The following is a 12,468-nucleotide window of genomic DNA, read 5'->3' as shown; positions in this document are numbered from 1 at the left end:
ATGCAGGGCGACGGCGCTTGTCCTGCCCGGTAATACAAAAGGAACCGCACGCCATGAAAAAGGCTGCATATGTTTTCGCGACCGTCGCCGCAATCGTCTGCTTCGGTCTGGCCTTCACCATTCTTTCCGCCGACCCTTCCCACGCGGCCTCGCTGATCGGTCACGATGCATTCGTGCAGACGCGCGGCATGCTGGATCATGTCTATCAGGCCACCCCGGCACTGCTGGCCCTGCGGGCGACCGCCGCCGACCTGACGACGCGCGCCGAAAACAAGCGCAAGGAACTGGTGGAAGGTCTTTCCGATGAAGCTGCCCGCGCCATCGAAAAAGAGCATTCGGACATTCTTGCGGAACTGGATGGCGTCCGCGCCGGGATTGCAACGCTCGAAACTGCGGAGCGCGGCGGTCCGGCTCCCACGCCAGTCAATACCAGCCCGCAGGCGGTTGCGCAGAACGCGGAGCGGGCCGAACGCGAGCGCGTGACGACTATCGATGATCTGGCGGCGCGTGCGGGTTTCCCTGACTTCGCGCGTGACCATATCCGTTCCGGCACTTCTCTGGAAAGCTTCCGGGGCCTGCTTCTGGATCACTTGGTGACCAATGAGCGCTCCACCCCGACCGACAGCCGCGTTCGCGTCCATGTTGGCAACGACGAAGCCGATACCCTCCGTTCGGCCCGTGTCGAAGCGCTTGCTTATGGTCTCGGCGCGCCGGTCCCGCAGGCCGGTCCGTCCGCCGCCGCTCGGCAGTATATGGGCCAAGGTCTGGTCGATATCGCTGCCGACAGCATTAATTATCGCGGTCGCCGTATGCTGAATGCGCGCGACATTGACGATATTTTCATGCGTGCTTCGCATTCGACTTCGGATTTCCCCGTGATCTTCGAAGGCGCTGTCAATCGCACGCTGGAACAGCGCTATGCACTGGCGCAGCCGACCTTCAAGCGGTTTGCCCGCAAGAAGAACTTCCGCGACTTCCGCCCGGATACGGTGGTCAAGACCGGCGATTTTCCGATGCTGGAAAAGATTCTGGAAAACGGCAAGATCAAGTTCGGGTCGTTCGGTGAAGGCAAGGAAGCCGTGCAGGCATTCAGCTATGCCATCGCTTTGAACATCAGCCGCCCCATGCTCATCAATGACGACCTTGGCGCCATCGCCGAACTGTTGACCAGCTATGGTGCATCGGTCGCCCTGTTCGAAGAAGTCACCTTCTATGCCGGCGCTTTCAATGGCAAGCTGGCAGACGGCAAGGATGTCTTCCATGCTGACCACGGAAACCTCGCCGCAGCGGGTTCGGCTATCACGGTTGATAGCGTCGGCGATGGCCGCAAGGCGATGGGTTTGCAAAAGTCCATCGACAAAAAGCCTTTGCTTGCAAACCCTGCACGCATCATGCTGGTCGGCCCGAACCAGTTGACCGAAGCGGAAAAGCTGCTGGCGTCTATCACGCCTGCAACGGTTTCCACGGTCAACATTTTCTCCGGCAAGTTCGAACTGGTTGAAACGTCGCAGATTGCGGACAATTCCTGGAATCTCTTCGCCGATCCCGTGACCGGCTCCAATTACCGCTGGGGCTATCTCGAAGGTTACGAGGCTCCGCGCGTCCGCATGGACGAGCCGTTCGGCTCTCAGGGTTTCAGCATGTCGGTGGAACATGATTTCGGTTGCGGCGCGACCGACTTCCGCTTCGGCTATCGCAACCCCGGCCAAGCGTAACCCGCCCGCCTGACTTCGTTGGGAGAGCCTCGCGGCTCTCCCTCTCCCCTCACGTTGATCGCAAGGAAGATCACCATGAAAAATTATCGAGGCCCCGCCGATACGGTGGAAGTCACTGCGCCCGCCGATGTCAATTCCGGCGACGGCGTTCTTGTCGGCAAGCTGTTCGGCGTGGCGCAGTTTTCCGCCAAGGCTGGCCAGCGCGTCAATCTCGCCCGGGAAGGCGTCTTCACCCTGCCCAAGACGAATGCGCAGGCATGGACCGAAGGCGCACTTCTTTATTGGGATGGTGCCAAGCTGACCACCGCCGATAATGCTGGCGCGAATACCAAGGTTGGTTACGCCGCCGCCGTCGCCGCCAATCCATCGGCGACTGGCGACCTCATCTTGCATCAGTAAGATGGTGGACTGGCGAAAACTGGAAGCTGCCGTTGACCGGAAGGTTGGCGGCGCTTTTGGCGAAACGGTCCGCCTGTCGTTCATGGCTAACGGCAGGGCGGACCCGGACCGCCCGAAGATCGTCATCCGCTGCGAAGCCCTTCACACGGAAGACGACACAACGCGACCGGCAGGCAATGCCGTTAGCGGCCCTCATCGTGTCCGCTTCGCTGCGGCGGATGCCGTGCTTTTCATTGATCGCTCGACCTACGAAGGCCCGGCGCTTCAATCCGGTGACCGGGTGCGTGCGATGGACCGGGTTGGCGAACCGGCTTGGTCGGTTGATTTCGTCAGCGACCGGCACAGCAACCTTATCGCTGTCGCCCTGAAAGAGATTTAGGAGCTTCCATGTCCTTTATCCGTTTTGCCGCCCGCATCTCCGCCGTGGAGGCGATCAAGGGAAACACGGTCGTTGGCGAAAACGTGCTGGACAGCGAAATCGGCGTGCTCGATATCGCTGCCGATGGCTCCTTGCGAACCGATAAGGATAAGCCGTTTATCTCGGTTTACACTGATGGTTCGAAGCTTTTGGAAGGTCTTGAGCTTCGCTCGCTGACCTCGCCGGGGCAACTCGATATCGTCTTTGAGGCTGGCGTAACCACGGCGCACGCGGTCACCGACGCCGAGACGGACGAAAGCGTTATTCTCGGCATGCCTGCGACGGATGCAACATTTGAGTTTCATCTTGATATGGCGCTTCGCCAGACCGGCGATGCCCTCAATGACCCGGAGAACGAATGGGCGGAAATCTTCCGGTCTCTCTGCCTGTCGTTTCAATCCGCCTCGCGGTCGCGCATCAGCGGCGATACGAACGGCATGCGGCTTGCTGCGCACCAACTGAAAATCACAGCCAACATGGTCGCCGAACCGTTGCGAGGGGAACCACTCAAGCCGGGTTCGCCCTTCGCCCGGTTTCTTGCCAAATGCGAAAGCGACCTTGTTCCCAATGATCCGTCCATGGTGGAAAAGATCGCCCTCATGCGGGCGCATCTTTCCGGTGATGCCAGTGAATTGCAGACCGCCATGCGGCGCTACGGTCTTATCCATGACGAGGCCGACGCCCTGTTGATCACGCCTTATGAGGGGTCTCCGTAATGGCGACTTTGGTGGACCAGATCACAGAACTTTATGTCCGTATGGCCGAACTTGAGCGCCGGAACCGCAACCGGCGGCGCAAGGGAACGATTGCGGAAGTCAGCGACGACAAATCCAAATACCGCGTCAAACTGTCGGAACAGGAAGACGGCAAGCCTTACCTGACGCCATGGATCAAGGCGCGAACCCTTGCCGCCGGTGGCGTCAAGGTGGATGTCCTCTACAGCGTCGGAGAACAGGTGGATGTTGTTTCCGAAAACGGCGACCTGACTGATGCGCAGATAGATTTTTCGACTTACAGCGACGACAACGCCCGCGAGAACAGTGACACGCCGTTTCATATCAAGGTCGGTGATACCGTGATTGAAGCATCGGCGGGACAGGCGAAAGTCACGTCGCCGAAGGTGATTGTTGAATCGCCGAACGTGCGGCTTGGCGGTGACGGCGGCAAGCGTGTCGCCCGGATCGGCGACCTTGTGCATGTCATGTCCGGGTCTTCATCCGGCAAATGGCCAATTGTCGAAGGCTCCGAAAAAGTCTTCGCGGTGGACTGAGGAACGCCCATGAAAAATTACAAGGTTCGAACCGGCTGCGAAATCGCCGGGCGCTGGCGGTCGGCTGGCGAAACCATCTCCCTGACCGACGACGAAGCCCGCGAGCTTGCGCCGCCCTTCGGCAATGTCGTTTTCCCTGAAAAAGAGGATAGCGCCCATGGCAAGCTCAACCGGCGTAAACGGCCAGACCGGCGCACCGCTGAATGATTGGCCGCATACGCAGCAATCAATCCGCAAAATCCTGAAAACGCCGAAAGGCTCCCGCGTCATGCGGCGGACCTTCGGCAGCAATGTTCCTGATTTCATAGACAGCAAGATGACGCGGCGGAACGTGCTTGCGCTCTACTCTGCCGCCGCAACCGCAATCCTTGAATGGGAACCGCGCTTCCGCATGACTGCCGGGCGCGTAACCGAAGCGGATGCCGGTGGCGTCATCGCGCTCGATATCTTCGGCACCTATTACCCTCGCGGCCATCGTGGCGATTACTCCATTGCGGAGAGCGCCAGCGTCCGCGTCATTTATCCGGGCAAATGACCATGGCGATTTACGCACCGACGACCATTGATGTTTCCCGCCTGCCGTTGCCCGATGCGATTAGCCCGCTGGATTTCGAAACGCTGTACAGCGAATTCAAGGTCCGCTTCCTCGCATTCTGGAACACGCTGCGGGCGGTCGATCCGTCCCTACCGGAATATGACGTGCAGGATCTCGAAACTGACCCGGCGGGCGTCGTCGGCGAAGCGTGGTCATACCTGCGCCTTCTGGACCGGCAGAATGTCAATGACACCTTCCGGTCGCTGCTGGCGGCATATGCGAAGGGGTCCAATCTGGATGCCATCGCCGCAAACCGGAACATTCTCCGCCTGACCGTGATTCCCGCAACCGCGAATGCAGCGGCGATCATGGAAGGCGATGACGCGCTGTTGCGGCGTTACCTGCTGTCTTACGATCTGCCGTCCGCCGGTTCTGCCGGTCGATATCTTTATGATGCTTGGACGGCTTGGCCGCAGTCTGCCGACAAGGCCCTTGGCCTTTGGGATGCGCGAGTAAATGGCCGGGCAGTCCATGGCCGTCGCGGTGATACGGATGTTGTTGTTATCGGCCCGATGGGCAGGCTTCCGACAGGTTTGGAGCTGGAAGCAGTCCGGGCGTCGGTAACAAACCCGAACCGTGCGCCGGAAGCCGTGGCTATCTCGGTCATGGCCGCCGGGCGGACGGAATATGCGGTCTCGCTTGTCCTCGAAATTCCGGCCGTTGGGCCGTCTGCGGATATCGTCCGGCAGGAAGCGGAAAAGCGTGTCACCGCAGCGGCGACCGCCCGCATCCTGATTGGTGGCGAAATCCCCGAATCCCTGTTTTCGGGGGCGGCATTTGGTGACGGTGTCATCAGGGTGCGCGACCTCTCGCCGGTCGTCATCCAGCCCGACGCCTACAAGGTGCCGGTGATGACCAGCCTTAACATCGCTGTCGAGGTGCGGGCATGAGCGACGTAGGTGTGTTGCTGCCGTCATCGGCGGAGCCATTCGAAAAGGCGCTTGCCTCCGGTATGTCGGATGATCTGCCGATACCCTTTGCGGTTCTGATGGACCCGTACCAGACGCCCGCGCGGTTCCTGCCTTGGCTGGCCGTGCATCATTCCGTCGATCTCTGGTTTGATGATTGGACCGAAGAGCGCAAGCGGGAAATGATTGCGCAGTGCGCCGGGGTTTCGACACTCTATCCCGCCTCTCCCTTGGGCGCGCTGAAAGGCACGCTTGCCGGGCTGAAACGCTACCTTGCGTTTGTTGATGCGGAAATCGTGGATCGCATCGCACATCCGAACCGCTTCACCTTTGGGCGCGCGGTGATAGGCCGGACGCCGATAGCGCATCAGTCATTCGTTGCGCATTACCTTGTCCGCGTTTCGTTGACCGCACCGAAAAATCGTTTCCAGATTGGCCGCAGCGCCTTCGGGCAGGCGGCGATGACGGCCATCGACCTCGAACCCATCCGCCGCGCCAAGCGCGCCATGACGACCGCCAAGACGCCGGAGACACTCTATTCGGTGTCCTTCGCATGGCGGCGCGGCATCACCTTTAACGACAATATTTTCATCGACGGAAGCCATGCCATCGGCGGTTACATGGATCGCAAGCGGCTGGATTGAGGGTAACGACACATGCAGCGCACTTCCTTTGCAGAAGCTGAAATCGCCGATCACGCGGATTTCGAAGCCATCGGCTTGCAGGCGCAGGCCGCGACGGACGGCCTCTGGCTGGACGCCATCGGCTATCCGGCCCATTGGGCCGCCTTCACGGTTGCCCGCAAATCGGCGCAGGAAATCACGGTTTCGGCTGGCCGCTATGTCGCCGGGGAAATCGTCTTTGCGCAGGAAGCGCCGACCGATATGAACCTTCAGCTTCATATCCCGGCGGCAGCTTCAGACCAGCGTTGGGTTGCCGTGCTGTTGCGTGGCAAGGAAGTGACCGACACGGTAACGCGTCCGTTTGAAACGTCCGACGATCCCGAAACCAGCGTCATCGTAAACCGCACCACGCCGAAGACAATCCGCCGGGTTGTCGAACTGATTGTGCAGCCGGGCGAAGCGAACCCGGTTCCGGTCAAGCCGGTGGTGGCATCGACGGATGCATGCATTGCCTTCGTGCTGCTGACCTCTTCCGGGATTGATGCCATCGAGCCGGGTAACGGCGACCGCGTGAAGACACTCTATGAAGTCGAAGGCCGCGTTACAGCGTTGGAAGTCGATCTGGACGGCCTCTTCATGCGGACAGAGACGATTGAAACGCAGATCGTCAACATTCAGGGCAAGCTTACCGAAATTCCGCGCCGTGAAGTCATCCGGCAGATGCAGCGCGATATCGGCGCGGCCCGGCTGAAAGTCGATCTTCCAGACGAGGCGCGCGCCTTTGTTTTCGATGACGGCCTGATCCCTGATCGTTGGGATATGGCGCATGTTGACTGGCTGGCGCGGATCGAAGAGGGCATCCGGTTCGGGTTTGCTGCCGAAGCGCAGGCCCGCCTTGAAGTGCAGGCGGAAGACGATCCGAAGATTGCGTTTCGCGGTCGCCGCATGGTGCCAGCCTTTGACGAGGTGACGCGCATTGCAAACACGTCTCTGGACAGCACCCTGAATATCTCTCAGTTGGTACATACGGAAGTGACGGCGATCCGCAAAGAGGCTTCGCGGGTCCGCATCACTTACGGTCCGACTATGGGCGCTTGCGAGAATGCCGCTGGCTGGTCCGGCCTTGGGGGCGATTCCAGGGTGGGGCAAATGCTGAGCGTCAACGGCGAGCTTTTCGAGGTCGTCTATGTCGGCGTGAACAACGGTCCGGGACACCAGACCTATGGTGTCCGGCAGGTCCGCTATGAAGCCTATAGCGAACCCTATTGGGAATATGTCACGGAAGAAGTGGGGCTTAACGGCTCCATCTATGGCCAGTCCTTCCTTGTGGCCCAGCCCATGCAAGTGACCAGCCTTGACCTGTCGTTTGCCCGCGTCGGCGCTGACGGCGACGTGCATATCTTCATCGTGGAAACCACGACCGGGGGGATGCCGCGTTTCGATGCGGTGCTTGCGCAAGGAAAACTGGACCATGCCAATCTTGTTGTCGGCTGGAACAAGGCGGTGCTTCCGATCACGCTGCTGGAAAGCGGTAAGCGGTATGCTTTCGTCACCGTAACGACTGGCGCGCACGCTCTGCATATCTCCGGTTCGAACAAGTATACGGGCGGAACGCAGTTCCTGACGACAGACGGCGCATTTGCTCAGGGGTCAACGGAAACGGATATCTGCTTCCGCCTGAATGCCGCCCGTTATCGCAGTCCGCGCACGGTCATTCCGATGCAGGCGCTCAACCTCGCGGACGGCATGACGCAGATCGACATGCTGTTTGCGGGTTGGGTGCCGGGCGGCTGTACGCTCGGTTGGGAAATCCGGCCTTCCGGTTCGACCGTCTGGACGGAACTGGATGACGGCGACCCGGCGACGAACCCGCTTGTTGGGTTGCCTGCGTCGGTGGAGTTGCGCATGGTCATGATGGGCACGGCTGATTTGCAGCCGATGATCCAGCTTGATCAAAAAGCGATTTCCCGCGTTGCCCGCAACCGCAACACCATGCGGGCCGTCAGCGACAGCTTTCCGTTCGGGTTCTCCACGACAAGCATCCAGACGCAATACACGCTGGATAGCTTCGATCCTGACCGCCACACCTTCACGCCCGCCATCATGGTCGGAAATACGGTGGTCAACCCGAGTACAACGGAAATCACGATTGACCCGCAGCGTCCTGCGCGTCGGACCTATCTTTCCACCTATACGCTCGGCGCAGCGGCGAATGCCGCTCGCATGCGCCCTGCTGCCACCACAAACAATGTCGCAACCGTGCCGTTCGTGCAGGATGCGTTCATTGCCGCACTCTAAGGGGTTCTCATGGCTATCCAGATCGACGCTGAAAAATCCTATCAGGTGAAGCTGGCGCGGCCCGTCAAACTTGGGGCTTTCACGTTCAAACCGCTCAATGAAATCGAAATGCTCGGCAAGATCGTTGCGGCGATCATCGAGCAGGAAGGTGACGAGGTGATTGACTATGCCAGAGAGGTCTGACGGCTATCAGCTTCCATCATGGCCGAAGACGCTTATTGATCGGCTGTTGTGGAATACCACAATGGCCGACATTCACGCCCGGCTTGTCGCTCGCGAAGAACTGGAAGCATCATTCGAAAGCCTGATGACGCAGGGGATTCAGGCTTCGCTTGATTATATTCAGGTCAACGTCGCCCCTCAACTGGCCACCCTGCAGCAATCGATTTCGTTGGCGCAGGACCAGATTGACCAGATCATTATAGGCGGCAAAGCGCCCGATACTCTCAAGTTCGGCGGGCAACTACCAGCCTATTACGCGACCGCGCAAGGCTTGCAGGATGTCCAAACGAGCCTTGCGAACTATCTGCTCAAAGACCAGCGAAACGCGCCGGAAGGCGTTGCGCCGCTCGGGCTGGATAGCAAGGTGCCGCTTGAAAACCTGCCGACAATGACGACAACCACCACGGTTGGTGCGGCTGTCGCTGGGGCAAATGGCCTCGCAACACCCGATGATGGTGACGCCTTCGCGGGTGTCAGGTCCGGCACGTCAACCATGTTTCGAACGACATGGGGCAACATCAAATCCGCTCTGACTGCTTTGTTCGATAATCGGTACCTGAAGTTTATTGGCGGTATCATTGATGGGACGCTGGCAATTAGGAGCGGCGCGCCAACGCTGAATCTCATCGATACTGACGGCAATACGGCCCGTTCACTGCACCACAACGCCGGGCTTATCGGATTTCTCAAGCCGGATGGCTCTTGGTGTTTCTATACGGGTGATGGTGGCAATGTATGGACGCCCGCCTACGGTTGGCTTCATGAACGGTTCGCCTATGCCGGGTCGGAGTGCCAGCACAATTCCGGTGTTGTCGAATTCAGCGGCTTCGATACGGGCATCACGGACAGTATCGGGCAGGCTTCAAACCCCTATGTTGTGATTGGTCTCAGGCGTGGAAACGTTGGGCAAGGCAATGCGTCCTATCTCCGCTGCGTTGCTCTTCGAAACAGGTGAAACATGCTTTCTCACGATGAACTGACGCTCTGCATCAAGCAGCAGCATCCAAATGCAAAACACATGGTGGATTTTTTTGTTGCCATGCCTGTTGATGCATCCACGGGTCAGCAAGCCGGACAAGCTTTCATAGCGGAATGGAACTTGGACGCCGCTCGACCGACGCCCGAAGACATAGAAACCTATGAGACCGTCTATGCCGACGCTCTGGCAACGTTTCGTCAGCCAAATCCTTACGCGGTCGATGTCGAGCGTGACCGCCGTATTGATGCGGGTTTCGTCTTCGATGGCGTCCATTATCAATCCCGGCCCGAAGATCGCGAGAACATTGCTGGCGCAAAAGCGGCGGCAACCGATGCGATAACGATCTACGGCGCGGAGCCGGGTGACTTCGGCTGGCAACGCCTTCTTGATCCGAATGCGCCGCCGGAATTTCGATGGATCGCAGCGGACAACTCAACGCATGCGATGGACGCTCAAACCGCAATGCGGTTCGGGTACGCGGCCTTGAACCACAAGCAGGCCCATATCTTCGCGGCGCGCACGCTGAAAGACATGTCCCCGATCCCTGCCGATTTCGCAACGAACCCGGCCTACTGGCCGTGACGCCTCTCTGCCTCGCCCGTTCCGGCGGGGCGGCTCCTCCTCTCCGGGTTTGAGCCGGAACCCTTCCTTCAAAATTTGGAACCTTCAACGGAGACCAGCCGAATGGTTGACCTGTCCTATCATCATGGCGTCAAGCTTGTCGAAAGCGCCGACACCCCGGCAATCGCACGCGTGACGCGCAGCGGCATTACCTTCGTGAACGGCATCGCGCCGGACGCGGACCCTGCCGCATTTCCTCTCGACTACCCGACCATCGTTCGTTCGTTGACGGCGGCAACCGCGCTCGGCGCGGCGGGAACGCTGCTGCAAGACCTCACCACTATTTTCGACGAAGGCGGCTCTTGGTGCATCGTCAACCGTGTCCCAGACAGCGCCGACCCGGCAACGCTGCAAAATAACCTCATCGGCGATCCTGTGGCCCGGACCGGCATTTATTCCGCCCTTCGCGCCAAGGCCCTGACCGGCTACCAGCCGCGTGTCATCATCACTGCCGGAGATACCGGCGCGTGGATCGAGGACGGCGTGGTTTCGGTGGCGTTGACTTCGCAGGGCGATAATCTGACCGAAGCGCCGGTCGTAACCGCGACGGGAGGCGGCAATGATCCGGGCAAGGTGTTGCCGACGCTGGAGGCCGTGATGGGAACCGGGGCCGACGCCGACAAGGTTATTTCCGTCAAGGTCGTTGCGCCCGGCAAAAAAATGTCGCAAGCGCCCGTCCTGACCTTTACGGGCGGCGGGGCTGATGCTGGCAAAGTTCTGCCGACAGCAACCGCCAATCTCGGCGATGTGGCGAACCCCTTTGTTTCGGCACTCAATGCCGTCACCCCGAAAATCCGCGCCCGCGCCTATATCTCGGGTCCGAACACGACCGACGCCGAAGCCGTGCGCTTCCGTCAGACGGTCAACGGCGGGCGCATCCTGATCATTGATCCGAAGGTGATCAAGAACGTCAACGGCGTGCCGGTGACGAAGCCTGTCGCCGCTGTCTTCGCTGGCGTCCGCGCCCGTGTCGTGGCGTCGGCGGAAGGCTTCTCCGGGTCGGTGTCGAACAAGATCATTCGCACCATCGACGGTGTTGCGCGAACCGTCTCCTATCCTGATGACAGCAACTACCTGAACGAAAATCAGGTCGCCACGATCATCAATGAGCGTGGCGGTTTCAGGACGTGGGGTAGTCGTCTCGCGATTGATGATCCGCTGTGGCAGTTCGATAGCGTGCGTGCCACCGCCGACATGATCAACGAGTCCTTGGAAGACCTCTATTTCCTCTACGTGGATCGCAAGACCACGAAGGGCAATTTCAAGATGCTCATCGAAGACGGCAACGCGGCCATGCGTGTCTTCACAAAGAACGAAGACATTCTCGGCGGTAGCGTCTGGCTGTCCGACCAGAACGACCCGACCTTGATGGTCAACGGCAAGACGCTGCTTGGGGTCGAATTCGAGCCGGTTGGCCTGATGGAGCAAATCCATATCACCACCCACCGCAACATCGTCCGGTATCAGTTGCTGATTGACGAGGTGAATGGGGCAATCGAAATTGGCGCGCTCTCGGTCGCCGCGTAAGGAGCTTTTCACATGGCGCAAAAAACTCTCCCCGCCTACATCCTGCGGAACTGCATGCTGTGGGCGGACCGTCAAAGCAAGCTCGGGCAGATCGGCGATATCACGCCGCCGGTTCCCGAAGCCGTCCGCGAGGATGTCCGCAACGCCGGAATGATTAAGGCCCGCAAGGTCCATCTCGGTTACAACGCGCTGGAATTCAGCTTCAAGATGCCGGGTGTGGACCCGCAGATTTTGAAGCTGCACGGCATCAAGATCGGCGAGGAAACGCCCTTCATGATCACCGGGGCGCTGGTGGACGAAGATGGCACCACGCATAGCGCCGTGATGACCATTCGCGGCAGGGTCTACAAGCCGGACGCCGGGACGTGGAAGGCAGGCGAGCTTTCCGAAAACGACTACGGAGTCGACGTGAACTATTACAAGCTCGAAATCGACGGCGAGCAAATCTACGAGATGGACGATTTTGATTTCAAGGTCGGTGGCGTCTCGCAGTTCGGCGATATCCGAAACGCCTTGCTGCTGTAACGGCTCGGGCTTCCTTCACTCTCCATTCCTTCCAATCCGGCCCGCGTTCTGCGGGCCATTTTTTCAGGTGAAATCATGGACGTAATTTCTGCAACACTCGCCAAGCCGGTCGAGCATGACGGCAAGACCTTTAAAGACCTGACGTTCCGCGAACCGGAAGTCGGTGACCTGATGTTGGCTGACGACGCAACTTCGGACCTCTCCCGTATGGTCACGCTGCTGGCGCTCATTTCCGATGTTCCGTTGCCCGCCTTCAAGAAGATCACGGGCAGCGATTTCAAGACAATCCTCGCCAAGACAAAGTCGCTTTTGGGAAACGACCAGAAGACCACGACTGGCGAATAGCCGCCGTTTACGTCGCCAACACC

The 12,468-nt window shown here is 59.4% G+C and carries 16 protein-coding genes; all 16 read left to right on the top strand.

Annotated elements, in window-relative coordinates:
• The first annotated feature begins 53 nt into the window (after positions 1-53).
• On the top strand, positions 54-1,715 hold the full coding sequence (locus ACIK7D_RS05690) for a hypothetical protein (RefSeq protein WP_400155796.1): 1,662 nt from the start codon (positions 54-56) through the stop codon (positions 1,713-1,715).
• A 75-nt stretch (positions 1,716-1,790) separates the two neighbouring features.
• The gene (locus ACIK7D_RS05685) at positions 1,791-2,114 is read left to right on the top strand and encodes a DUF2190 family protein (protein WP_080841902.1); all 324 of its coding nucleotides are present in this window, start codon (positions 1,791-1,793) and stop codon (positions 2,112-2,114) included.
• 1 nt (position 2,115) lies between these two features.
• Positions 2,116-2,493, top strand: coding sequence for a hypothetical protein (locus ACIK7D_RS05680; protein ID WP_400155795.1), 378 nt, complete (start codon positions 2,116-2,118; stop codon positions 2,491-2,493).
• Between the two features lie 8 nt (positions 2,494-2,501).
• Entirely contained in the window at positions 2,502-3,248 is a 747-nt protein-coding gene (locus ACIK7D_RS05675; RefSeq protein WP_400155794.1) for a hypothetical protein, read from the top strand.
• Entirely contained in the window at positions 3,248-3,802 is a 555-nt protein-coding gene (locus tag ACIK7D_RS05670) for a phage baseplate assembly protein V (protein WP_333898837.1), read from the top strand. Before ACIK7D_RS05675 ends, ACIK7D_RS05670 begins: the two co-directional genes overlap by 1 nt.
• Positions 3,803-3,811: 9 nt before the next feature.
• Positions 3,812-4,009, top strand: coding sequence for a hypothetical protein (locus ACIK7D_RS05665; RefSeq protein WP_400155793.1), 198 nt, complete (start codon positions 3,812-3,814; stop codon positions 4,007-4,009).
• Positions 3,960-4,337: a GPW/gp25 family protein gene (locus ACIK7D_RS05660; RefSeq protein WP_112207653.1), complete on the top strand. Its 378-nt coding sequence runs from the start codon at positions 3,960-3,962 to the stop codon at positions 4,335-4,337. The genes ACIK7D_RS05665 and ACIK7D_RS05660 overlap by 50 nt, the downstream gene beginning before the upstream one ends.
• Before the next feature lie 2 nt (positions 4,338-4,339).
• A complete protein-coding gene (locus tag ACIK7D_RS05655; RefSeq protein WP_400155792.1) occupies positions 4,340-5,287 on the top strand; it encodes a baseplate J/gp47 family protein in 948 nt (315 codons plus the stop codon).
• Positions 5,284-5,949, top strand: coding sequence for a phage tail protein I (locus tag ACIK7D_RS05650; protein WP_400155791.1), 666 nt, complete (start codon positions 5,284-5,286; stop codon positions 5,947-5,949). Before ACIK7D_RS05655 ends, ACIK7D_RS05650 begins: the two co-directional genes overlap by 4 nt.
• 12 nt (positions 5,950-5,961) lie before the next feature.
• Complete coding sequence (locus ACIK7D_RS05645) at positions 5,962-8,226, top strand: hypothetical protein (protein ID WP_400155790.1); 2,265 nt, start codon at positions 5,962-5,964, stop codon at positions 8,224-8,226.
• 9 nt (positions 8,227-8,235) lie between these two features.
• A complete protein-coding gene (locus tag ACIK7D_RS05640) occupies positions 8,236-8,409 on the top strand; it encodes a hypothetical protein (RefSeq protein WP_400155789.1) in 174 nt (57 codons plus the stop codon).
• Positions 8,410-8,470: 61 nt separating this feature from the next.
• On the top strand, positions 8,471-9,403 hold the full coding sequence (locus tag ACIK7D_RS05635; RefSeq protein ID WP_400155788.1) for a hypothetical protein: 933 nt from the start codon (positions 8,471-8,473) through the stop codon (positions 9,401-9,403).
• 3 nt (positions 9,404-9,406) lie between these two features.
• On the top strand, positions 9,407-10,009 hold the full coding sequence (locus ACIK7D_RS05630; protein ID WP_400155787.1) for a hypothetical protein: 603 nt from the start codon (positions 9,407-9,409) through the stop codon (positions 10,007-10,009).
• Positions 10,010-10,111: 102 nt separating this feature from the next.
• Positions 10,112-11,575 carry a phage tail sheath subtilisin-like domain-containing protein gene (locus tag ACIK7D_RS05625; protein WP_400155786.1) on the top strand — a complete coding sequence of 488 codons (1,464 nt, stop codon included), beginning with the start codon at positions 10,112-10,114 and terminating at the stop codon, positions 11,573-11,575.
• Between the two features lie 12 nt (positions 11,576-11,587).
• A complete protein-coding gene (locus ACIK7D_RS05620) occupies positions 11,588-12,100 on the top strand; it encodes a phage major tail tube protein (RefSeq protein WP_080816010.1) in 513 nt (170 codons plus the stop codon).
• A gap of 75 nt (positions 12,101-12,175) precedes the next feature.
• Positions 12,176-12,445, top strand: coding sequence for a phage tail assembly protein (locus ACIK7D_RS05615; RefSeq protein WP_111788852.1), 270 nt, complete (start codon positions 12,176-12,178; stop codon positions 12,443-12,445).
• Positions 12,446-12,468: the final 23 nt, after the last annotated feature.

The sequence above is a fragment of the Agrobacterium sp. P15N1-A genome (genome assembly GCF_044626815.1).
In the GTDB taxonomy this organism is placed as follows: domain Bacteria; phylum Pseudomonadota; class Alphaproteobacteria; order Rhizobiales; family Rhizobiaceae; genus Agrobacterium; species Agrobacterium leguminum.
This window is presented reverse-complemented; position numbering and strand designations above follow the sequence as displayed.

Excerpts from the sequence above, each read along its gene's own strand:
- ACIK7D_RS05630 (WP_400155787.1), top strand. The coding sequence starts at position 9,407 with ATGCTTTCTCACGATGAACTGACGCTCTGCATCAAGCAGCAGCATCCA.
- ACIK7D_RS05615 (WP_111788852.1), top strand. The coding sequence starts at position 12,176 with ATGGACGTAATTTCTGCAACACTCGCCAAGCCGGTCGAGCATGACGGC.
- ACIK7D_RS05635 (WP_400155788.1), top strand. The coding sequence starts at position 8,471 with ATGGCCGACATTCACGCCCGGCTTGTCGCTCGCGAAGAACTGGAAGCA.
- ACIK7D_RS05680 (WP_400155795.1), top strand. The coding sequence starts at position 2,116 with ATGGTGGACTGGCGAAAACTGGAAGCTGCCGTTGACCGGAAGGTTGGC.
- ACIK7D_RS05690 (WP_400155796.1), top strand. The coding sequence starts at position 54 with ATGAAAAAGGCTGCATATGTTTTCGCGACCGTCGCCGCAATCGTCTGC.
- ACIK7D_RS05650 (WP_400155791.1), top strand. The coding sequence starts at position 5,284 with ATGAGCGACGTAGGTGTGTTGCTGCCGTCATCGGCGGAGCCATTCGAA.
- ACIK7D_RS05655 (WP_400155792.1), top strand. The coding sequence starts at position 4,340 with ATGGCGATTTACGCACCGACGACCATTGATGTTTCCCGCCTGCCGTTG.
- ACIK7D_RS05645 (WP_400155790.1), top strand. The coding sequence starts at position 5,962 with ATGCAGCGCACTTCCTTTGCAGAAGCTGAAATCGCCGATCACGCGGAT.
- ACIK7D_RS05670 (WP_333898837.1), top strand. The coding sequence starts at position 3,248 with ATGGCGACTTTGGTGGACCAGATCACAGAACTTTATGTCCGTATGGCC.
- ACIK7D_RS05640 (WP_400155789.1), top strand. The coding sequence starts at position 8,236 with ATGGCTATCCAGATCGACGCTGAAAAATCCTATCAGGTGAAGCTGGCG.
- ACIK7D_RS05660 (WP_112207653.1), top strand. The coding sequence starts at position 3,960 with ATGGCAAGCTCAACCGGCGTAAACGGCCAGACCGGCGCACCGCTGAAT.
- ACIK7D_RS05685 (WP_080841902.1), top strand. The coding sequence starts at position 1,791 with ATGAAAAATTATCGAGGCCCCGCCGATACGGTGGAAGTCACTGCGCCC.
- ACIK7D_RS05620 (WP_080816010.1), top strand. The coding sequence starts at position 11,588 with ATGGCGCAAAAAACTCTCCCCGCCTACATCCTGCGGAACTGCATGCTG.
- ACIK7D_RS05665 (WP_400155793.1), top strand. The coding sequence starts at position 3,812 with ATGAAAAATTACAAGGTTCGAACCGGCTGCGAAATCGCCGGGCGCTGG.
- ACIK7D_RS05675 (WP_400155794.1), top strand. The coding sequence starts at position 2,502 with ATGTCCTTTATCCGTTTTGCCGCCCGCATCTCCGCCGTGGAGGCGATC.
- ACIK7D_RS05625 (WP_400155786.1), top strand. The coding sequence starts at position 10,112 with ATGGTTGACCTGTCCTATCATCATGGCGTCAAGCTTGTCGAAAGCGCC.